Genomic DNA, 19,722 nt, shown 5'->3' with positions numbered 1-19,722 from the left:
TTGTACTAACAGATCTGATAGTTACCGGTTCTAGTGACCCGGTCGATACTCAAGCTCCCAGACCTTGACGCTCGGAGCCACCGATGTCTACTCAGCAACAGCACCTCCTTTGCCACTATGGCTACGATCCATTGGATCGTTTGATCAATCACACCCAGCCTGATACGCCCAGTCTTCAACGGCTTTACTGCAAAAGCCGGTTGTCCACCGAGATCCAGGGGGCGATACAGCATTCGATGTTCCAGCATGACGACCGCCTGTTGGCGCAGCAACGAAGTGAGGCTGATAAACACGCCAACGCGCTGCTGGCAACCGATCAGCAACGCTCGGTACTGAATGCCCTAGATGGAGGTACTGCGCCACAGACCATCGCTTATTCACCCTACGGTCATCGCCATGGCGAAAGTGGTTTGAGCTGTTTGTTGGGCTTTAATGGTGAACGACCAGACCCCGTGACCGGGCATTATCATTTGGGTAATGGATATCGGCAGTACAACCCGGTGTTGATGAGATTCAACAGCCCGGATAGCTGGAGTCCGTTTGGCGACGGTGGTTTAAATGCGTATGCCTATTGCGAAGGGGATCCGACAAACTGGGGTGATGAGACCGGGCGAGGTCGAGTCCCTGTCTTGAGAAACGTTGTGCCAAAGCGTTCGGTAGTGGGGATTTCCAGTAAATCAAAAGCAATTTCTAAAAATGTTGCGGTAAGCGAATCTACACCCGTTACTGCGAATGCCGTGGATGGAATGAAAAGAATAAGTAAAGAAGATAAATATGCACAAAAAATAGCTTATAGGAGAAATCTCACAGCGACTGCAAAAACGATTAAAAAAAATGAAGCTCTAGGACTAGATATCGATCAATATAACGTTAGCACTCCTCCAAAAAACTTTGATGGAAGTGTGGCTGCTTACAATCTGGCGCGAGAAGGGTATGGGTTTGAACTGTACCCAGATCCAAAGATATGGCACGGATGGAAAAATCCGGCGGGTAAAGTGATTTTAGATGTGGCTCACTTTGATGCGACGATAGCTTACACAAGGAGATATGCAATGCTCATACGCAGTAGCTATCATGACGTTCATAGGGTGCAGATTTTGCGAGCTAAGTATATAAAAAACTTCACAGAAATTGACTTGATGGCTGTTCGCCGTCAGTAGAGGTTGAACCGAAAGCCGCTGAACCTATCAGATCTGATAGTTCCAGGTTCGAGTGACCCGGTCGATACTCAGGCTCCCAGACCTTGACGCTCGGAGCCACCGATGTCTACTCAGCAACAGCACCTCCTTTGCCACTATGGTTACGATCCATTGGATCGTTTGATCTATCACACCCAGCCGGATACGCCCAGTCTTCAAAGATTTTACTGTAAAAGCCGTTATGCCAGCGAGATTCAGGGGCCGATACAGCATTCGATTTTCCAGCATCACGGCCAGCTGTTGGCGCAGCACCGAAGTGAGGCTGATAAACACGCCAACGCGCTGCTGGCAACCGATCAGCAACGCTCGGTACTGAATGCCCTGGATGGAAGTACTGCGCCACAGACCATCGCTTATTCACCCTACGGTCATCGCCATGGCGAAAGTGGTTTGAGCTGTTTGTTGGGCTTTAATGGTGAACGACCAGACCCCGTGACCGGGCATTATCATTTGGGCAATGGATATCGGCAGTACAACCCGGTATTGATGAGATTCAACAGTCCGGACAGCTGGAGTCCGTTTGGCGACGGTGGTTTAAATGCGTATGCCTATTGCGAAGGGGATCCGACAAACTGGGGTGATGAGACCGGTCGTGGTCGAGTTCCTCTCTTGAGAAACGTTGTGCCAAAGCGTTCGGTAGTGGGGATTTCCAGTAAATCAAAAGCAATTTCTAAAACGGTTGCAACAAGTGATGAAGCACCAGTTAATAATATACTAGATGAAACGAGTCTAACAAATAAGCGAAGGATATATGCGCAGCAGAGTCTTTATAGGGCGGATCTTCGCAGAAAAGCAAAAGCGATTAAAGAAAATGAAGCATTACAGTCAATGAAAGGAAAGTACAATGTTAGCAGTCATATAAAAGACCTTGATGAAAGTGAAAAAGCTTACAGTATGGCGCAGCAAGTATATGAATTTAAGCGGTACCCGGATCCAAATATTCAACACGTATGGGAAGATTCGAACGGTAACGTTCTTTTAGATGTAGCCCATTTTGATGCGACAATATCTCGTTTTCTAAATTATTCAAGAAAAGTAAACCATGATATCTATTCACTTTATAGAGTGCGGATTTTGCGGGCTGAGTATATAAAAAAATTCACGAAGATCGATCTAATGGCTATTCGCCAGCAGCCGTAGCGGTTGAATTCGATCCATCACCTGAGTCCAACCGATAAGCAGTTGCCCCCTCATGGGGGCATCAAATGTTTTGAGTGTGTAAAGCCAATTGCTTGATCACCTCAACCACAGGCGCCACCCGTTCGCCATGCCCGACCGGCCACACCGCATACAGGTTGTAATGCGCCGGGATCTGCGCCGCGTTCAGCTCCACCAGCCGGCCCGCACGCAACGCATCCGCGGCCAACAACCCGCGCACAAGCCCTGCACCGACGCCAGCTTCGGCGGCCGCAATCAGGTTCGCGGCGTTATCGAAAATCACTCGTGCCGCTGGCTCGGTCGGGGTCATTCCGGCAGCGTCCAGCCACGGAATCCATGACCTGCGCGTGTACCCCAGCAACGGTAATTCCAGCACCTGCGCCGGTGTAATCGGCACCTGCAGGCCATGCCGTTGCAGCAGCGCCGGCGATGCCACGGCCATGACCCGGTCACCACAGATCTGCGTCATCTCGCAGTCTTCCCAATCGCCATAGCCATAGCGCAGCGCCAGGTCCACGCGCTCGAACGAGGTGCGATCCGAGCGCGGCATCGACAGCAGCACTACTTCATGCCCTGGCAGTAAATCAAGCAGCTCGGGCAAGCGTGGATTGAGCCAGCTCTGGGCCAGTTCGCTGTCCACGTCAATCGTCAGCCGTTGCGCCACGCTGCGGTTTTTGACCGAGGACAACGCCCGGTCGATCTGGGCCAGCCCATCGGACAACACGCTGGCGAACAGCTGCCCGGCGTCGGTCAGGTTGCTGCCGCCGCCTTCGCGCACGAACAGCGGCTGGCCGATGAAGTCTTCCAAGGAACGGATCTGCTGGCTGATGGCGCTGTGCGTCAGATCGAGCTTACGCGCCGCGCTGGAGAAGCTGCCGCTGCGCGCCGCCTGGATGAAGGCACTCATGGACTGCACCGAAGGGTATCGCTTGTACATGCTGTTAGTCCTACTGACAGAACATGGCAGAAATCGTCGCTGGCCCGATTGGCCTCCTGTTCCCACTATTCGATCACCAGGCCTGCACAAAGACGGGCCGCTCTTTTGGAGCCTGACAATGATCGAATTCACGGTAAACGGCGAACGACACGAGCTGGTAGAGCCTTCGCCCTCCATGCCCTTGTTATGGGTGTTGCGTGACCACTTGAAACTGACCGGCACCAAGTTCGGCTGTGGCATGGGCCTGTGCGGCGCCTGCACGGTGCACCTGGACGGGGTCGCAGTGCGTTCCTGCCAGTTGCCGGTCGCCGCTGCGGCGGGGCACAGCATCACCACCATCGAAGGCTTGTCACCCACCGAGCAGCATCCGCTGCAACTGGCCTGGGTTGCCGAAGATGTCCCGCAATGCGGCTACTGTCAATCCGGCCAGATCATGTCAGCGGCGGCGCTGCTCAACACCGGGGCGGCGGTGACCGATGAGTCGATCCGTAATGCGATGTCCGGCAACCTGTGCCGCTGCGGCACATACGGGCGCATCAACAAGGCGATCAAGCGCGCGGCGAATGCGCCGAAGGAGGCGTGATGACCAGCACTCGGATCGAACTGCCGCGCCGGCAGTTTCTCAAGCACTCCGCCACCGTTGCCGCAGGATTGGCCGTTGCGTTCTACCTACCCGCCGGCATGAGCGCCACTGACCCGAAAGCTCCGGCGCAGGCCGCGGCTTTCGAGCCGAATGCCTGGGTGCGGGTGTTACCCGATGGCACGGTGAAACTGGTGGTGCACAAACACGATTCCGGGACCGGCACCCAGACCGCGCTGGCCACCTGCGTAGCGGAGGAGCTCGACGTCAACCCGATGACCGTACAGGTGATCACCCCGGAGAATCCATTCTTCGAGACCTACATTCATCCAGTGTGGAAAGTCTTCTCCACCGGCGGCAGCACCAGTGTGTCGCTGGAATACGAGCGCCTGCGCATGGCCGGAGCGACTGCACGGGCGTTGTTGATCACGGCGGCGGCGCGGCAGTGGAAAGTCAGCCCTGACAGCTGCACCACCGAGGAAGGCCATGTCATCCACCGCGCCAGTCAGCGCAGCCTGGGTTACGGCGAACTGGTTAGCGTCGCAGCGCACCTGCCGGCGCCCACGGCGGTCAAACTCAAGGACCCGGCACAGTTCAAGTACATCGGCAAACTGCGCCATAAACGCGATGCCGCAGCCAAGGTGTGCGGGCGTTTCAAATACAGCATCGATGTGCAAATGCCCGACCTGCTGGTGGCGGTGATCCTGCGTACTCCCGTGGTCGGGGCGAAGGTCTTGCAGGTCGATTCGACCGCAGCGATGCAGGTGCCGGGGGTGCGCAAGGTGATCGCGATACCCGGTCGTCCCGACGTCCTGGGCGGCAACCAGGAGGGTGTCGCGGTGTTGGCCGACACCTGCTGGGCCGCACAGCAGGGCCGCGCGCTGCTGGAAGTGCAGTGGAGTGACTCGCCCCTTGGGGGCTTCGACAGCGAACAATTGTTCGCCGCCCAGGCAGCGGCCATCACCGATAAAACTGCGCAGCGGGTGACCGCGATGCAGGCCGGCGATGTCAACGCGCAATGGCCCATGGCGGCGCAGCTGCTGGAAGCCGATTACCAAATGCCCTACAAGGTCCAGAACCCATTGGAACCGGTGTGCATCACCGCCCAGGTCAAGGACAACGCCATCACCTATTGGGGCGGCGTGCAGGTGCCGTCGTCGGCATTGGAGGCAGCGCAAGCGGTGTGTCGCATCGCCAAGGATAAGGTCACCATCAACGAGATGGTTTCCGGCGGCAGCTTCGGCGCACGGGAGGCCAAGTACTGGTTGTTCGAAGTGGCGTACCTGGCGCAGCAGGCCAAGGTCCCGGTGAAGCTGATGAACAGCCGCGAAGATGAAATGCGCTCGTTGTTCATGCACCCGGCCACGTTGCACAGGGCCAAAGGCGCCCTCGACGCCCAAGGTCGGCTGACTGCCCTGAGGCTCGAAGCAGTGTCGCCAGCTTCACCGGAGCAATGGGAACCTGGCTATTTTGAACGACCGGACCACATGGACTACAGCACCACCGAAGCGATTACCGCGTGGGACTTTGCTTATCGTGCGGCGAACCTGGATCTGGTCTGGGTCAAACACGAAAGCCAGGTGCCCAGTGGCTGGTATCGCTCGGTGAGTTTCATCCCAAACGTGTTTGCGGTGGAAAGCTTTATGGACGAGCTTGCACGGCGAGCCCGGCAGGATCCCCTGGCCTTCAGGCTTGCGCACATGCACGAGCGACCGCGCCACGTCGCGGTGCTGAAAAGTGCGGCCGAGCGTGCGGGCTGGGGTCAGCCATTACCGCCAGGCACGGCGCTGGGGATCGCCACCAACCAGGGCTACACCAGCTTTATCGCAGTGGTGGCGCGGGTGGCCCAGAAGGACGGAGTCGTCCAGGTGCAGAAGCTCACCTGCGTGGTCGATTGTGGCCTGGCAGTCTCGCCCGGTGGCGTCGAGGAACAAATCTACGGCGGCCTGATGTGGGGGCTTGGTCACGCGCTGTTCGACCGCATGGACATCAAGCAGGGCAGGGTGATGCAGAGCAACTTCCATGATTACCGCGTGCCGCGCATGTCGGACATGCCGGAGATCGACATCCTGGTGCTCGACGGCGAGCCGGGCAAACCGGGCGGAGTCGGTGAGCTGGGTAGCCCGTCGGTGGCCCCGGCCATTGCCAACGCACTGTTCAGCCTGACGGGCGTGCGTCAGCGCTCGACGCCACTGACCCTCGGGTAAACCGCCATGGACTTGCGCTTGCTGCGTTACTTCATGGCCTTGGCCGAAGAGCTGCATTTCGGCCGGGCCGCCACCCGCTTGCACATTTGCCAGCCGCCACTGAGCCAGCAGATTCGCTTGCTGGAGGAGGAGCTCGGGACACCTTTGTTCGAGCGCAGCCACCATCGGGTCGAGCTGACGGCGGCGGGGCAGATGCTCAAGGAGCAGGCACCACTGGTCTTCGAGCAACTGAACCGCGCGCTGGACCTGACTCGCCAGACCGGTCGCGGACAGTTGGGTGAGCTGGAGATCGGCATGATCAGCTCGGTGATGGTGGGCGTACTGCCGCGCGCCCTGCATCTATTTCGTGAGCGTTACCCGCAGGTGTCCTGGCGCTTGCATGAGATGACGCCGGCGGCGCAGGTCAAGGCGCTGAAGGAGAAGCGTATCGACGCCTGCGTGTTCCGGGTCGGATATGACGATCCGCAGTTGCGCAACGAGTTGTTGATTTATGAGCCGATCCGGGTGGTGATGCCGGTCGATCACCCGTTGGCGGCAAAACAGATTCTGGCGCCGGCGGATCTCGCGCCCGAACCGTTTGTGGCGCTGGAGCTCAAGCAATCGAGGTTTGCCGACTTTCTCTATCAGTGCTGCATCCAGGCCGGCTTCACCCCGCAGATCCGCCAGCAGGTGATCGAAGTACAGACCCTGCTCAGCCTGGTCCGCGCAGGTTTCGGGGTGGCCTTGCTGCCCGCATCGATCGAACAGCTGGCACCGGCCGGGCTGGTGTTTCGTCGGTTGAGCCCGGCATTGCCGGAGGTGCCGTTGTACGCCACCTACCGCGCCGACGACGAATCGCCGGTGCTGAAACTGTTCCTCGATACGCTGCGCGAGTTGGTGGTGAAAGGCACACCCGAGTAGCAACCTGTGGGAGCAAGGCTTGCCCGCGATGAGGCACCGCCGTACATCTGGAAGAAATGCGATGTATTCATCGCGGGCAAGCCTTGCTCCCACAACTTTCGGCAGAGATCAGCCACTGCGGTGTGCCAGGACGACCGAGGACACAGGCTTACGACGACTGCGTCGCCGAACGCAGGCTTCGCCAGCTGCTACAAAGGACTGGGCGCTCCTGCACTTACGCAGGTGGCTGCGGTCGACATCTTCACAGAGCACCGCGGGTTGGTGCGGATATATCAGTGGAGATCCAATGAGCCAGGACGTCCTGACCACCGAAACCAATCGCCGCCATCTCCAGCAAATCATCGCTGGCCTGTCCGATGGGGTGATTTTGCTGGAGCTAGACCAGACCATCCTCTGGGCGAACGAAGCCGCACTGTCCATGCATGGCGTCGAGCAACTGAGTGACCTGGGTGCCAATGCCCGGGAGTACGCCAAACGCTTCGCCCTGCGTTACCGCAACAACCACCCGGTCGTGTTCGAAAACTACCCCATCAGCCGAGTAGGCCGCGGCGAGACCTTCAGTGACGTGCTGGTCGAGGTGACCCCCACCGGCGATGAGGAGCGCACCTGGGTGCACAATGTGCGTAGCCGGGTCCTGACCAACAGCCGCGGTGATCCTGAATCGCTGGTGCTGATCATGGACGACGTCACCGAATGGGCCAGCGCCGAACAGCGCTTCGAAAAAACCTTTAACGCCAACCCGGCCCCGGCGGTCATCTGCCGTCTGAGCGATCTGCGCTACATCAAGGTCAATGCAGGCTTTCTGGAAATGACCGGTTATACCCGGGATCAGGTGATCGGTGCGTCGACCTACGAGCTGGACATCCTCGAAGGCGTTGAACGCAGGGACTTGGCCATCGAGCGCCTGCGCGAACACGCCACTATTCCGCAAATGCAGGCTGAGCTGAAATTGCCGGAGGGCGGCAGCAAGCAGGTGATCGTCGCTGGCCAGCCGCTGGAGTTCAACGAAGAAGACTGCATGCTGTTTTCCTTCGTCGACATCGAGCCCCGACACAAGGCCGAGGTCGCGTTGCGCCAGAGTGAGGAACGGTTTGCCAAGGCGTTTCGTCTGTCGCCCGTGCCCATCCTGGTGTGTGGCGCTGCCGACCAGGTCGTGATGGATGTCAACGAAGCCTTCCTCGACACTTTTGCCTATCCGAGTGAAGAAGTACTCGGCAAAACCGTTGCCGAAATTGGTTTTATTCATGACAAGGGCGCACAGACTCGTCTGTTTGCCGCCCTGGAAAAATCCGCAAGGCTGGACCGCGTCGACGTCGGCATGCGCAAGAAGAGCGCTGAACTGCTCGACTGCGCCGTCTCCGCCGATACCGTGAACATCCAGGATCATCCGTCCTACTTGCTGGTGATGATGGACATTACCGAACGCAAGCGCACCGAACTGGAGCTGGTGGCAGCGATCGAGGAAGTCATGAAGGACGCCTCGTGGTTCAGTCGGACGCTGATTGAAAAGCTCGCCAACGTGAAGAGCGTCAATTCGCCGAAATTGCCCAGTGTTTCATTTGCCGAGCTCACCGCCCGGGAACGCGATGTCCTGGGCCTGATCTGTGAGGGGCTGGCGGACAAGGAAATCGCTTCACGATTAAAGCTGGCCCCCAACACGGTGCGCAACCACGTCTCGACCATCTATTCCAAGCTGGACGTGCACAGCCGCAGCGAGGCGATTGTCTGGGCGCGCGAGCGTGGTTTGTTCTCCGGAGAATGGCGTACCAAGGGACAGCGCTAGGGGTGCAAATGCACTAGGCGATCCGGTGCAAATGGATGTGTCTGGCGACACGTCCTGTTCGTAGTCTGGGACGGTGCGAAACAGGTCTGGAACCGGCCTGTGGTGTCCTTTCGATATATCTCAAGGAACAGCAACATTGATAGTGAAAACATCGACATATCGATCCATTTTGCGCCAGCGCCAAGGTGAATCCCTATGATTTCTCTCGTGCAATTGCGTACTCAGCTGGAGCGCAGTTTTCCTCCGCTGGCCTGTGACTGCAGCTTGACCGGCGACAATTCGCTCACGGTGAAGCTGTATCACCCGACGTCAGGGCAGGTCGACCTGGTGGTAAGCGGGCTGAGCGTGGTCAATCTGCGCACACCCGATGCGGTGGCGGCATTGGTCGAAGAGCTGCGTTATGAGCTCGAGAGTAACAATCTGCGGCAGTTGGGCCCTTTATAGGGATACGTGGCCGTTTACTGGCATTGGCCGCAGGCTAGGCTATAAGAAATGCGAAGGTATTATTTTCTGTAACCGGTCCGCGGCTTCGCGGAGTTGTCGTCAGGTTGCCGAAAGTGTCGATTACTTACCGCAGGTCAGCCTATGAACAGTCTTGGGAAACGTGTTTTTTCGCCGCTGTCGCTTGCCCTTTGCGCACTGATCCTTGGCGGTTGCGCCAGCCCGCCACCGCCGCCACCTCCACCCGCTCCGCCGCCCCTTGAACGTACGTGCGAAACGATAGAGAGCACCGATGTGCAGGGGGAAGTGCGCGGTGAGAACGGACAGGTTACCCGGGTGACCGAGCTGACTCGGTGCGTGACCCAATAACCCGACCCTCGATGCGGGTGTACGCGGGATTTGGCTTACCACATACCCGTAGGAGCCCGGCTCGCCGGCGATGGCGATCTTGAGGGCCTCATCGCTGGCAAGCCAGGCTCCTACAGGAATGGGGGGGTACGCGGCCAGGTCTGGTCAGGACAAGAAACCGCCGTCCACATTCAGCGACACACCCGTGGTGTAGCTCGACGCGTCACTCGCCAGGTACAGCACCGCACCCGCCATTTCACTCGGGTCGGCTACACGCTTGAGCGGAATCTGCTGCAGCGCGGTCTTGAGGATCGCATCGTTTTTCACCAGTGCCGAGGCAAACTTGGTGTCGGTCAGCCCTGGCAGCAGGGCGTTGCAGCGGATGCCGAACTGCGCACATTCCTTGGCGAACACCTTGGTCATGTTGATCACCGCAGCCTTGGTCACCGAGTAGATGCCCTGGAACACACCCGGGGAAATGCCGTTGATCGATGCCACGTTGATGATGCTGCCGCCGCCGTTCTCGCGCATCAGCTTGCCCGCTTCCACCGACATGAAGAAGTAGCCACGGATGTTAACGTCCACGGTTTTCTGGAATGCCCCAAGGTCGGTGTCCAGGACGTTGCAGAACTGCGGGTTGGTCGCGGCGTTGTTGACCAGGATATCGAGACGACCGAACTGTTCCTTGATGCCGGCGAATACCTGGCTGATCTGTTCCATTTCGCCGATGTGACAGGCGATCGCCGTGGCCTTGCCGCCGTCGGCAATAATGGCGTCGGCGACGTGCTGGCAGCCTTCGAGTTTGCGGCTCGACACGATCACGTGGGCGCCTTGCTGGGCCAGGAGTTTGGCAATGGCTTCACCGATACCGCGGCTGGCGCCGGAGACGAAGGCGATTTTTCCATCGAGGTCGAACAACTGAGTCTTGGACATGGGATTCCCTTATAAAGAGTCTTGTTATTGGGCCAGGGCGCAATCAGAGGCTGGATTTGGCAATCACCTGCAGGCTCATTTGCTCCAGCAGTTTGTTCATGTGGATGAACTGTGCGAAGCGCTTGTCCTGGGTCTGGCCATGGAAGAAGCGGTAGTAGATCTGTTGCACGATGCCGGCCAGGCGGAACAGGCCGTAGGTGTAGTAGAAGTCGAAATTGTCGATCTGCAGGCCGGCTCGCTCGGCGTAGTAGTCGACAAATTCACGCCGGGTAAGCATGCCGGGGGCATGACTCGGCTGGCGGCGCATCAGTTGTACGGGCGGCGGATCGCCGGCTTCGATCCAGTAGGCGAGGGTGTTGCCCAGGTCCATCAGCGGGTCGCCGAGGGTGGTGAGCTCCCAGTCCAGCACGCCGATGATCTGCATCGGATTGTTCGGGTCGAGGATCACGTTGTCGAAGCGATAGTCGTTGTGCACGATGCTTGAGGTCGGGTGATCAGCTGGCATCTTGTCGTTGAGCCAGGCCTTCACCGCTTCCCATTTTGGTGCGTCCGGGGTCAGGGCTTTTTCATACCGATCGCTCCAGCCGCGAATCTGCCGCGCCACATAACCTTCTGGTTTACCCAGGTCACCCAGGCCGCAAGCCTGGTAATCGACTCGATGCAGCTCGACGAATTTGTCGATGAAGCTTTTGCACAGGGCCTCGGTCCTGGCTGAATCCAGTCCCAGTTCCGCCGGTAACTCGGAACGCAGGATGATGCCCTTGACCCGCTCCATCACATAGAACTCGGCGCCTATCACCGATTCGTCGACGCAATGCACATAAGCCTTGGGGCAGTACGGAAAACCGTCGCGCAGTTGATTGAGGATGCGAAACTCGCGCCCCATGTCGTGGGCGGACTTGGCCTTATGGCCAAACGGCGGGCGCCGCAGGACGAACTCCTGCCCGGGGTATTCCAGCAGGTAAGTGAGGTTGGAGGCGCCACCGGGGAACTGGCTGATGGTGGGCAGGCCACTCAGGCCCGGAATGTGGGCCTTGAGGTAAGGATCGATCAGGCTGGCATCGAGTTCTTCGCCGCTGCGAATAGGTGTGGATTGGTCAGTAAGCGCCATGCTTATCCCTTCTGCTTATTCTGGAGGCCTGAAACTATTGGCTAATCTAATCCGCACTCCTGACGCCCACAACCACGAACCGCCCTTATAGGTGAGCGTGTTGCCGGGCAATCATTGTTTTTGATACACCTGTTTGAATTGTCTCAAAGCACCGCAATGCTCAGGCCGCTGGGCAGGTTGATGGGCGTCAGCACCGGCTCGCCGGAGAAAAATGCCACCAGGTTGCGCCCGACCAGCTCCACCGTGCCTTGGGTCGCTTCCGGGGACAGCCCGGCGACATGTGGGGTGAGGATCACGTTGGCCAGGGACTTGAGCGCATCGGGGACCCGGGGTTCGGCGTCGAATACATCCAGCGCAGCCCCGGCAATCCTGCGTTGCTCAAGCGCGCTGATGAGGTCGGCCGTGGCGACCACACTGGCCCTGGCGATATTGACGAGAAAACCATTGGCGCCCAGGGCATCGAGCACCTGCCGGTTGATCAGATGCCGGGTGCCGATTCCTCCTGGCGTCGCGACGACTAGAAAGTCGCAGTCACGGGCCAGCTCGGTCGGCGTCGAGCAAAAGTCGTAGGGCACATCCTTGCGGTTCTGGCGGTTGTGATAGCTGATGGTCATGTCGAAGCCATTGGACGCGCGCTTGGCGATAGCCATGCCGACGGCGCCGAGGCCGAGGATGCCCAAGCGTTTTCCCGCAAGCGACGGACGCATGACCTTGGGCCACTCGCCCCGACGCACGGCGGCGTCGCAGCGCGGGATGTCGCGGACCAGCGCCAGCAACATCGCCATGGCATGGTCGGCCACCGAAGACGCATTCACCCCGGCACCGTTGGTGACAGTGATGCCGCGGTCGGCCGCTGCCTGCAGGTCGACGTGTTCGTAGCCGGCGCCAATCACGCAAATGATCTTCAGGGCGGGCAGGGCGTTGATTTCATCGGCATACAGGCCCAGCGGACCGCGCGTCAGCACGGCGTCGATCTGCGCGCCATGACGGCTGATGGCGGCGGAGCGTTCGGCAGGGGTAGGGGCCAGAATCAGGTGAAAGCCCTGTTGTTCGAGAATGGGAAGGTAGTCATTGATGGTTTCGACCAGTACCAGAACGGTTGCGGGCATGCTTGGCTCCTTTGGGCATCATGAAGTCGGGGGCTCGAACGTCGCTTGAGGCTGCGGGCGCCGGGACACTTTGGTTTGACCGAAGGTCACGGTCCTTCATTGATCATAGCGGAGCGTCAGGGGAAGGCTATGACGTTGTGAGAAAGGATGTGGCCGCCTGCAGGATTTCATCCGACAGCGGATCGCCGCGAGTTGCACGGGCCAGCGTCAGGGCGCCGACCATGAGCGAATATTGCATCAGTGCCTGTTGGCGTTTTTGCTCATCATCACTGCCATCGACCAGCGTCACGAGGGTCTCGAGCAGGGACTCGAGGCCTTCGATGAAGGTGGCGCGCACGGGACTCTCAACGGGTTCGTGGCACATGTCGCCGACGAACGCCGCGACCGGGCAGCTGTCCCCCGGATTGTCGCGGCTGGCGGCAGACAGGTAGGGCTCGATCACTGCCCGGCGTGCGGCAGTCTTGTCGGGCTGGGCGGCCATGCGCTCTTGCCAGCGCAGCAGCGACTGTGCAAACGCCCGGCCGCTGGCTTCTTGCGCCAGGGCCTCCCTGGATTCGAAATGCCCGTAGAACCCGCCATGGGTGAGGCCCGCCGCTGCCATTACGTCGATCACGCTGACCCCATGCAAACCGCGCTCGCGCAACAGGTGGGTGGCGGCTTCCACGATTATTTCGCGATTGAGTTCGGCTTGCTTGCGGGAAACTCGGGGCATGGGCGGCTCGCACGGTTAAGGCGGTAGACTTAGGGCAAAATACATGACGGCAGAACTTTAAATATAGTGTTTCAAGCCGTTGAGGGCGAGGAATATCCGTCCAAGCGTCTGATCCGCACCACCGCTCCTCAGCTAAGTCTTTGCTTCTGTTCATTAATCCCGGACAATCGCGCCCCTGTTTCGGCCAGGGCGCTGCCTGTCGGGTTTTTCCGACTCGCCCTGACCGGGTAGCAACTGACCGGAATGCGGAGATCCACCGGATGAATGATCAGGCCAATAGCGTCAACGAGCGCTATGTAGCGGCGAAACCCACCAGCCTTGAAGGCTGGAATCGCCATGACACCACCTGGATGCTGGGCCTGTTCGGCACGGCGATCGGTGCCGGCACACTGTTTTTGCCGATCAACGCGGGGCTGGGCGGCTTCTGGCCGCTGCTGATTCTTGCGGTATTGGCATTCCCCATGACCTTCTACGCGCACCGTGGCCTGACCCGCTTCGTATTGTCCGGGCGCGAAGGCGCCGACATCACCGAGGTGGTTGAAGAGCATTTCGGGATCAAGGCTGGCGCGCTGATCACCTTGCTGTACTTCTTCGCAATCTTTCCGATCCTGCTGATCTACAGTGTGGCGCTGACCAACACCGTGGGCAGTTTCCTCGAGCATCAACTGCACATCATGCCGCCACCGCGCGCGGTACTGTCGCTGGTGCTGATTCTCGGTCTGCTGGCGGTCGTGCGTTGCGGCGAACAGGTGATCGTCAAGGCGATGAGCCTGATGGTGTATCCGTTCATCGTCGCGCTGCTGTTCCTGGCGGTGTTCCTGATTCCGCACTGGAATGGCGGCATCCTTGCGACCGCCACCACAGTGCCGGCGCCTTCGGCACTGCTGCATACCCTATGGCTGGCCATTCCGGTGATGGTGTTCTCGTTCAATCACTCGCCGATCATCTCGGCTTTTGCGGTCGATCAGAAACGCCGCTACGGTGAACACGCCGAAGAGCGCAGCTCGCAGATCCTGTCCCGCGCGCATGCCTTGATGGTGCTGATGGTGCTGTTCTTCGTGTTCAGCTGCGTGCTGACGCTGTCGCCGGCACAATTGGCCGAAGCCAAGGCGCAGAATCTGTCGATCCTGTCGTACCTGGCCAACCATTTCAGCAATCCGACCATCGCCTTTGCTGCGCCACTGATTGCCTTCGTGGCGATCTCCAAGTCGTTCCTGGGCCATTACATCGGCGCGAGTGAAGGGCTCAAGGGGCTGATCGTCAAGAGCGGCAAGCGTCCGGCGCCCAAGACCCTGGACCGTATGACGGCGGCATTCATGCTGGTGGTCTGCTGGATTGTGGCCACGTGGAACCCGAGCATCCTGGGGATGATCGAGACCCTCGGCGGGCCGATCATTGCAGCGATTCTGTTCCTGATGCCGATGTACGCGATTCGCAAGGTGCCGGCAATGGCGCGCTATCGTGGGCAGGCGTCGAACGTGTTTGTGACAGCGGTGGGCCTGGTGGCTATTTCGGCGTTGATCTATTCGTTGAGTGCCTGACAAGCAAGGTCAAAAGATCGCAGCCTCGTTTCTCTCGACAGCTCCTACAGAGATTTGCGCGCACGGGTAGGAGCTGCCGAAGGCTGCGATCTTTTGATTTCAGGGCATAAAAAAACGCCGCTCATCTCACGATGGGCGGCGTTTTTTATTGCGTTGCAACGTTAGGCTTGAACGACCGGGATGTTGGCGTTCGCTGCAGCTTCACGGAACTCGGCGATCTGGTCGAAGGACAGGTAGCGGTAAACATCAGCCGCCATGCTGTCGATCTTGCCAGCGTATTCCATGTACTCCTCGACGGTCGGCAGGCGACCCAGGATGGAAGCAACGGACGCCAACTCAGCCGAAGCCAGGTAAACGTTCGCGCCGTCACCCAGACGGTTCGGGAAGTTACGGGTCGAAGTCGACACAACAGTCGAATTTGGCTCTACACGTGCCTGGTTACCCATGCACAGCGAGCAGCCCGGCATTTCCATGCGTGCGCCAGCCTTGCCGTAGATGCCGTAGTAGCCTTCTTCGGTCAGTTGGTGGGCGTCCATCTTGGTCGGCGGCGACAGCCACAGGCGAGTTGGCAGCTGACCCTTGACCTGATCCAGCAGCTTGCCGGCAGCGCGGAAGTGACCGATGTTGGTCATGCACGAACCGATGAACACTTCGTCGATCTTCTCGCCAGCAACGCTGGACAGCAGACGGGCGTCATCCGGATCGTTTGGCGCGCAGAGCACAGGCTCCTTGATGTCGGCCAGGTCGATCTCGATGATTTCAGCGTATTCGGCGTCAGCATCGGCAACCATCAGCTCAGGGTTGGCAACCCAGGCTTCCATCGCTTGAGCGCGACGTTCCAGGGTACGCGCATCGCCGTAGCCTTCGCCGATCATCCAGCGCAGCAGGGTGATGTTGGAGTTCAGGTACTCGGTGATCGACTCTTTCGACAGCTTGATGGTGCAACCGGCAGCCGAACGTTCGGCCGAGGCGTCGGACAGCTCGAAAGCCTGTTCGATGCTCAGGTCGTCGAGGCCTTCGATTTCCAGGATGCGGCCGGAGAAAGCGTTCTTCTTGCCTTTCTTTTCAACGGTCAGCAGGCCAGCCTGGATCGCGAAATAAGGAATGGCGTGAACCAGGTCACGCAGGGTGACGCCTGGTTGCATTTTGCCTTTGAAGCGCACCAGGATCGATTCCGGCATGTCCAGCGGCATGACGCCGGTGGCAGCGGCGAACGCTACCAGGCCAGAACCGGCCGGGAACGAAATGCCCATTGGGAAACGGGTGTGCGAGTCACCACCGGTACCGACGGTGTCCGGCAGCAACATGCGGTTCAGCCAGCTGTGGATGATGCCGTCGCCCGGACGCAGGGAAACGCCGCCGCGGGTCATGATGAAGTCTGGCAGGGTGTGGTGGGTGGTCACGTCGATCGGCTTTGGATAGGCCGCGGTGTGGCAGAAGGACTGCATCACCAGATCGGTCGAGAAGCCCAGGCACGCCAGGTCTTTGAGTTCATCACGGGTCATTGGACCGGTGGTGTCCTGGGAGCCGACGGTGGTCATCTTCGGTTCGCAGTAAGTACCTGGACGAACGCCTTTGCCTTCTGGCAGGCCGCAGGCCTTGCCGACCATTTTCTGTGCCAGGGTGAAACCCTTGCCGGTGTCGACAGGTGCTTCAGGCAGTTTGAACAGGTCGGTTGGGCCCAGGCCCAGCTCGGCACGCGCCTTGTCGGTCAGGCCGCGACCGATGATCAGCGGGATACGGCCGCCGGCGCGAACTTCGTCCAACAGTACCGGAGTCTTCATTTCGAAGGTGGTCAGGACTTCGTCAGTGCCGTGCTTGCAGACTTTGCCAGCATGCGGATACAGGTCGATCACGTCGCCCATGTGCATGTTGGTGACGTCGAATTCGATTGGCAGTGCGCCGGCATCTTCCATGGTGTTGTAGAAGATCGGAGCGATCTTGCTGCCGAAGCAGAAACCGCCAGCACGCTTGTTCGGAACATAAGGAACGTCGTCGCCGAAGAACCACAGTACCGAGTTGGTAGCGGATTTACGCGAAGAACCGGTACCGACCACGTCACCGACGTAGGCGATCGGGAAGCCTTGACCGCGCATTTCTTCGATCTGCTTCATCGGGCCGGTAACACCCTGGACGTCCGGCACGATGCCGTCGCGGGCCATTTTCAGCATGGCGAGGGCGTGCAGCGGGATGTCTGGGCGCGACCACGCGTCCGGAGCAGGGGACAGGTCGTCGGTGTTGGTTTCGCCGGTAACCTTGAACACGCGCAGGCTGATCTTGTCGGCCAGGGTCGGACGGTTGCGGAACCACTCGCCGTCAGCCCAGGACTGGATCACGCCTTTGGCGTGTTCGTTGCCGTTACGGGCTTTTTCCGCGACGTCGTGGAACGCATCGAACATCAGCAGGGTGTGCTTGAGTTGGGCGGCAGCGACAGGGGCCAGTTCGGCGCTGTCGAGCAGGTCGACCAGGGTCACGATGTTGTAGCCGCCTTGCATGGTGCCGAGCAGTTCAACAGCGCGCTTCTTGTCGATCAGGGGGGAAGTGGCTTCGCCCTTGGCAAGGGCAGACAGGAAACCGGCTTTTACATAGGCCGCTTCGTCCACGCCTGGTGGAATGCGATTGGTGATCAGGTCAACGAGGAAAGCTTCTTCGCCAGCCGGGGGATTCTTCAGCAGCTCGACCAGGCCTGCAGTTTGTTCGGCGTTTAGCGGCTGGGGAACGATACCCAGTGCTGCACGCTCTTCGATATGTTTGCGGTAGGCTTCAAGCACAGTTATTACCCTCATCAGTGGTCCCAAATGGGTGTCCGGGACGCTCATCCCGAAATTGCCGTACTCATGCGCTGCGTGGCGTTGTGGGCCGCTTAGCCAGAATTACCGACAATTCCTTACAGAAGCTGCTTTCAAAGTTTTACGCCTGCAGAACGGGGAGCTGATGAGGGTTGGCGTTAGGCTTTTCCCCGCTGGAAAAACCCTTCGCCAACACCGCTCTGAAGGAACGACTGTGCTCGTGACGCTTTGAAAACAGCTTCTAACGGACATTGGCGCCTTAAAAGGCTGGCTGATTCTACGGCAAAAAAAAATTAAAGGTAAGTTGGCTCGGGAACTTTGAGGGGTGATGAATGTTAGACAAAGGGCTAACATGCCGACCTGTTCTGCTTTCCCGTGTTCTTCTTACCTATGCCCAATCAGACCATCAAGACCCCTTGCGTCGGCCTCTGCTCCACTGTTTACGGTGATCTGGTGTGCCGTGGCTGCAAGCGTTTCCACCACGAAGTGATCAACTGGAACGGTTACAACGAGGAGGAGAAACGCGCAGTGTGGCTGCGTCTGGAGCAGCTGTTGTCCCAGGTGATGGCCAGCAAACTGGAGATTTTCGACCCCCAGCGCCTGCGCCTGCAGCTGGAACAGCGCAAGATTCGCTTCGTGCCGCACCAGTCGGAATATTGCTGGGCCTATCAGCTGATCGCCCGGGGCGCCCGAGTGATCAACAACCTGGAGGCCTACGGAATGGTGCTGATGCCGGAATTTCGCGACTGGAACCTGCCGGAACTGCGCGATGCGATTGATCGGGAGTTCTTTTTGCTGTCGGAGGCGCATTACCAGCGCTACATCGCGCCCGGTTTCCTGAAGGACGCCTTCGGCGGCTAAGCCGGAAAAGCATCGCGTGCAAGCCTTGCTCCCACAATGATCTTCAGCGAACGCAATGTGGGAGCAAGGCTTGCCCGCGATGGCAATCGTCCAGGCGCTGCTAAGGCTCAGTGATGGGACACCATCTCCTCCAGATGATCCTCAATCTCCCGCGGCTTGAGCACCAGTACATCACTCTCAAGCGAGTCCAGCACCACCTCGGCGGTGTTGCCGATCAACGCCCCGGATAACCCCGACCGCGCTACCGTGCCAATCACGGTGACTGCCGCGTGCAGCTTGTGCGCCATGAACGGTATGAGCACATCCGCCGGTCCTTCCTCGATATGCAGGCGATCGTCCTCGATCTCGAACTCGGCCTGGAATGCCCGGCACTGTTCGCGATAGCGCGCCTCGATGGTTTCGCTGAGCTGAAACGTCGGGTCCGCCGACGACAGCATGGGTGACGGATGGGCGCTGATCACATGCAGGCGGGCCTTGGCCAGGCTGGCGATGTCGTAGCCATAATCAATGATGGTGGCATGCAGGTGCCGGTGTTCAAGATCGGTATTGCCGACATCAATCGCCGCGAGCACTACCCCGTCCTTCCACGGGTTGGCGGTTTTAACCAGCAGCACCGGGGTAGGGCAGTGACGCAGCAGTTTCCAGTCTGCCGGCGTCAGCAGGGCTTTTTTCAGTGGGCTGTCGGGGAAATGTTGCTTGATCACCAGGCCGCACCCTTCAGCCTGCTGCACTTCGATGATGGTTTCATGCAGGCTCTCATTCCACGCCTGCTCGGTGGTGACGCTGTAGCCATCCTCCAGCAATGCCGCCTTGAGCACCCCGAGCATGCCGCCATGATCGTGCTTGCGGTCGCACACCAGCAGGTGCAGGTGCGCTTGGGTCACGCCCGCAATCAATTTGGCGCGTTTGAGTGCCAGGCTTTCCGAGTGCTCAGGCTCGATGACCACCAGGATGCTGCGAATGGCTTGCATGATCGGGATCTCCGCGAAAGGAAAAATACTGCGTTGGACAACTATAGTTGCTGCCCGCGTATCCGGGACTTGATGCATATCAACGGTAAGCGACTGGTGGTCTGGCGGCAGGCCGGTATAATCGGCGCCCTTCGTTTTGTAC

At 59.1% G+C, this 19,722-nt stretch carries 16 protein-coding genes; 9 read left to right on the top strand and 7 right to left on the bottom strand.

The features are described 5' to 3' along the window. Positions 1-83 precede the first annotated feature (83 nt). Positions 84-1,160, top strand: a complete 1,077-nt coding sequence (locus tag ORL50_RS10900) for an RHS repeat-associated core domain-containing protein (protein ID WP_266013956.1) — start codon at positions 84-86, stop codon at positions 1,158-1,160. Positions 1,161-1,262: 102 nt separating this feature from the next. After that, on the top strand, positions 1,263-2,339 hold the full coding sequence (locus ORL50_RS10895; protein WP_266013953.1) for an RHS repeat-associated core domain-containing protein: 1,077 nt from the start codon (positions 1,263-1,265) through the stop codon (positions 2,337-2,339). A 61-nt stretch (positions 2,340-2,400) separates the two neighbouring features. Here the strand turns inward: ORL50_RS10895 and ORL50_RS10890 are convergent, their stop codons facing one another. Further along, entirely contained in the window at positions 2,401-3,294 is an 894-nt protein-coding gene (locus ORL50_RS10890; protein ID WP_266013950.1) for a LysR substrate-binding domain-containing protein, read from the bottom strand. Between the two features lie 118 nt (positions 3,295-3,412). On the opposite strand from ORL50_RS10890, the gene ORL50_RS10885 reads away from it, so the two are divergent. From ORL50_RS10885 to ORL50_RS10865, 5 genes are all read left to right on the top strand, one after another. Continuing rightward, positions 3,413-3,877, top strand: a complete 465-nt coding sequence (locus tag ORL50_RS10885) for a (2Fe-2S)-binding protein (RefSeq protein WP_266013947.1) — start codon at positions 3,413-3,415, stop codon at positions 3,875-3,877. Next, the gene (locus ORL50_RS10880) at positions 3,877-6,081 is read left to right on the top strand and encodes a xanthine dehydrogenase family protein molybdopterin-binding subunit (protein ID WP_266013944.1); all 2,205 of its coding nucleotides are present in this window, start codon (positions 3,877-3,879) and stop codon (positions 6,079-6,081) included. Before ORL50_RS10885 ends, ORL50_RS10880 begins: the two co-directional genes overlap by 1 nt. 6 nt (positions 6,082-6,087) lie before the next feature. Beyond that, on the top strand, positions 6,088-6,981 hold the full coding sequence (locus ORL50_RS10875) for a LysR substrate-binding domain-containing protein (protein ID WP_266013940.1): 894 nt from the start codon (positions 6,088-6,090) through the stop codon (positions 6,979-6,981). A gap of 286 nt (positions 6,982-7,267) precedes the next feature. Beyond that, positions 7,268-8,764 (top strand): helix-turn-helix transcriptional regulator, encoded by a 1,497-nt coding sequence (locus ORL50_RS10870; RefSeq protein ID WP_266013937.1) that lies wholly within the window; start codon positions 7,268-7,270, stop codon positions 8,762-8,764. A gap of 195 nt (positions 8,765-8,959) precedes the next feature. Continuing rightward, positions 8,960-9,208 (top strand): DUF1652 domain-containing protein, encoded by a 249-nt coding sequence (locus ORL50_RS10865; protein WP_266013934.1) that lies wholly within the window; start codon positions 8,960-8,962, stop codon positions 9,206-9,208. 510 nt (positions 9,209-9,718) lie between these two features. On the opposite strand, the gene ORL50_RS10860 is transcribed toward ORL50_RS10865, so the two are convergent. The 4 genes from ORL50_RS10860 to ORL50_RS10845 form a co-directional block, all read right to left on the bottom strand. Beyond that, on the bottom strand, positions 9,719-10,486 hold the full coding sequence (locus ORL50_RS10860; RefSeq protein ID WP_247287849.1) for an SDR family oxidoreductase: 768 nt from the start codon (positions 10,484-10,486) through the stop codon (positions 9,719-9,721). Positions 10,487-10,529: 43 nt separating this feature from the next. Continuing rightward, entirely contained in the window at positions 10,530-11,597 is a 1,068-nt protein-coding gene (locus ORL50_RS10855; RefSeq protein ID WP_266013927.1) for a phosphotransferase family protein, read from the bottom strand. 143 nt (positions 11,598-11,740) lie between these two features. Then, a complete protein-coding gene (locus ORL50_RS10850) occupies positions 11,741-12,706 on the bottom strand; it encodes a 2-hydroxyacid dehydrogenase (protein ID WP_266013925.1) in 966 nt (321 codons plus the stop codon). 127 nt (positions 12,707-12,833) lie between these two features. Next, positions 12,834-13,418, bottom strand: a complete 585-nt coding sequence (locus ORL50_RS10845; RefSeq protein WP_266013923.1) for a TetR/AcrR family transcriptional regulator — start codon at positions 13,416-13,418, stop codon at positions 12,834-12,836. Between the two features lie 260 nt (positions 13,419-13,678). Between ORL50_RS10845 and ORL50_RS10840 the strand changes: the two genes are divergently transcribed. After that, positions 13,679-14,959 carry a serine/threonine transporter gene (locus tag ORL50_RS10840; RefSeq protein WP_266013921.1) on the top strand — a complete coding sequence of 427 codons (1,281 nt, stop codon included), beginning with the start codon at positions 13,679-13,681 and terminating at the stop codon, positions 14,957-14,959. 161 nt (positions 14,960-15,120) lie between these two features. Here the strand turns inward: ORL50_RS10840 and acnB are convergent, their stop codons facing one another. Further along, positions 15,121-17,730, bottom strand: a complete 2,610-nt coding sequence (gene acnB, locus ORL50_RS10835; protein ID WP_266013981.1) for a bifunctional aconitate hydratase 2/2-methylisocitrate dehydratase — start codon at positions 17,728-17,730, stop codon at positions 15,121-15,123. Between the two features lie 408 nt (positions 17,731-18,138). Between acnB and ORL50_RS10830 the strand changes: the two genes are divergently transcribed. Then, a complete protein-coding gene (locus tag ORL50_RS10830; protein ID WP_010459705.1) occupies positions 18,139-18,609 on the top strand; it encodes a DUF1289 domain-containing protein in 471 nt (156 codons plus the stop codon). 107 nt (positions 18,610-18,716) lie between these two features. Here the strand turns inward: ORL50_RS10830 and ORL50_RS10825 are convergent, their stop codons facing one another. Next, positions 18,717-19,580 (bottom strand): universal stress protein, encoded by an 864-nt coding sequence (locus tag ORL50_RS10825; RefSeq protein ID WP_266013906.1) that lies wholly within the window; start codon positions 19,578-19,580, stop codon positions 18,717-18,719. Positions 19,581-19,722 lie beyond the last annotated feature (142 nt).

This window comes from Pseudomonas sp. RIT-562 (genome assembly GCF_026241895.1).
Lineage (GTDB): Bacteria > Pseudomonadota > Gammaproteobacteria > Pseudomonadales > Pseudomonadaceae > Aquipseudomonas > Aquipseudomonas mandelii_F.
Note: the sequence above shows the minus strand (reverse complement) of the source record. Positions and strands in the feature narration are given on the sequence as shown.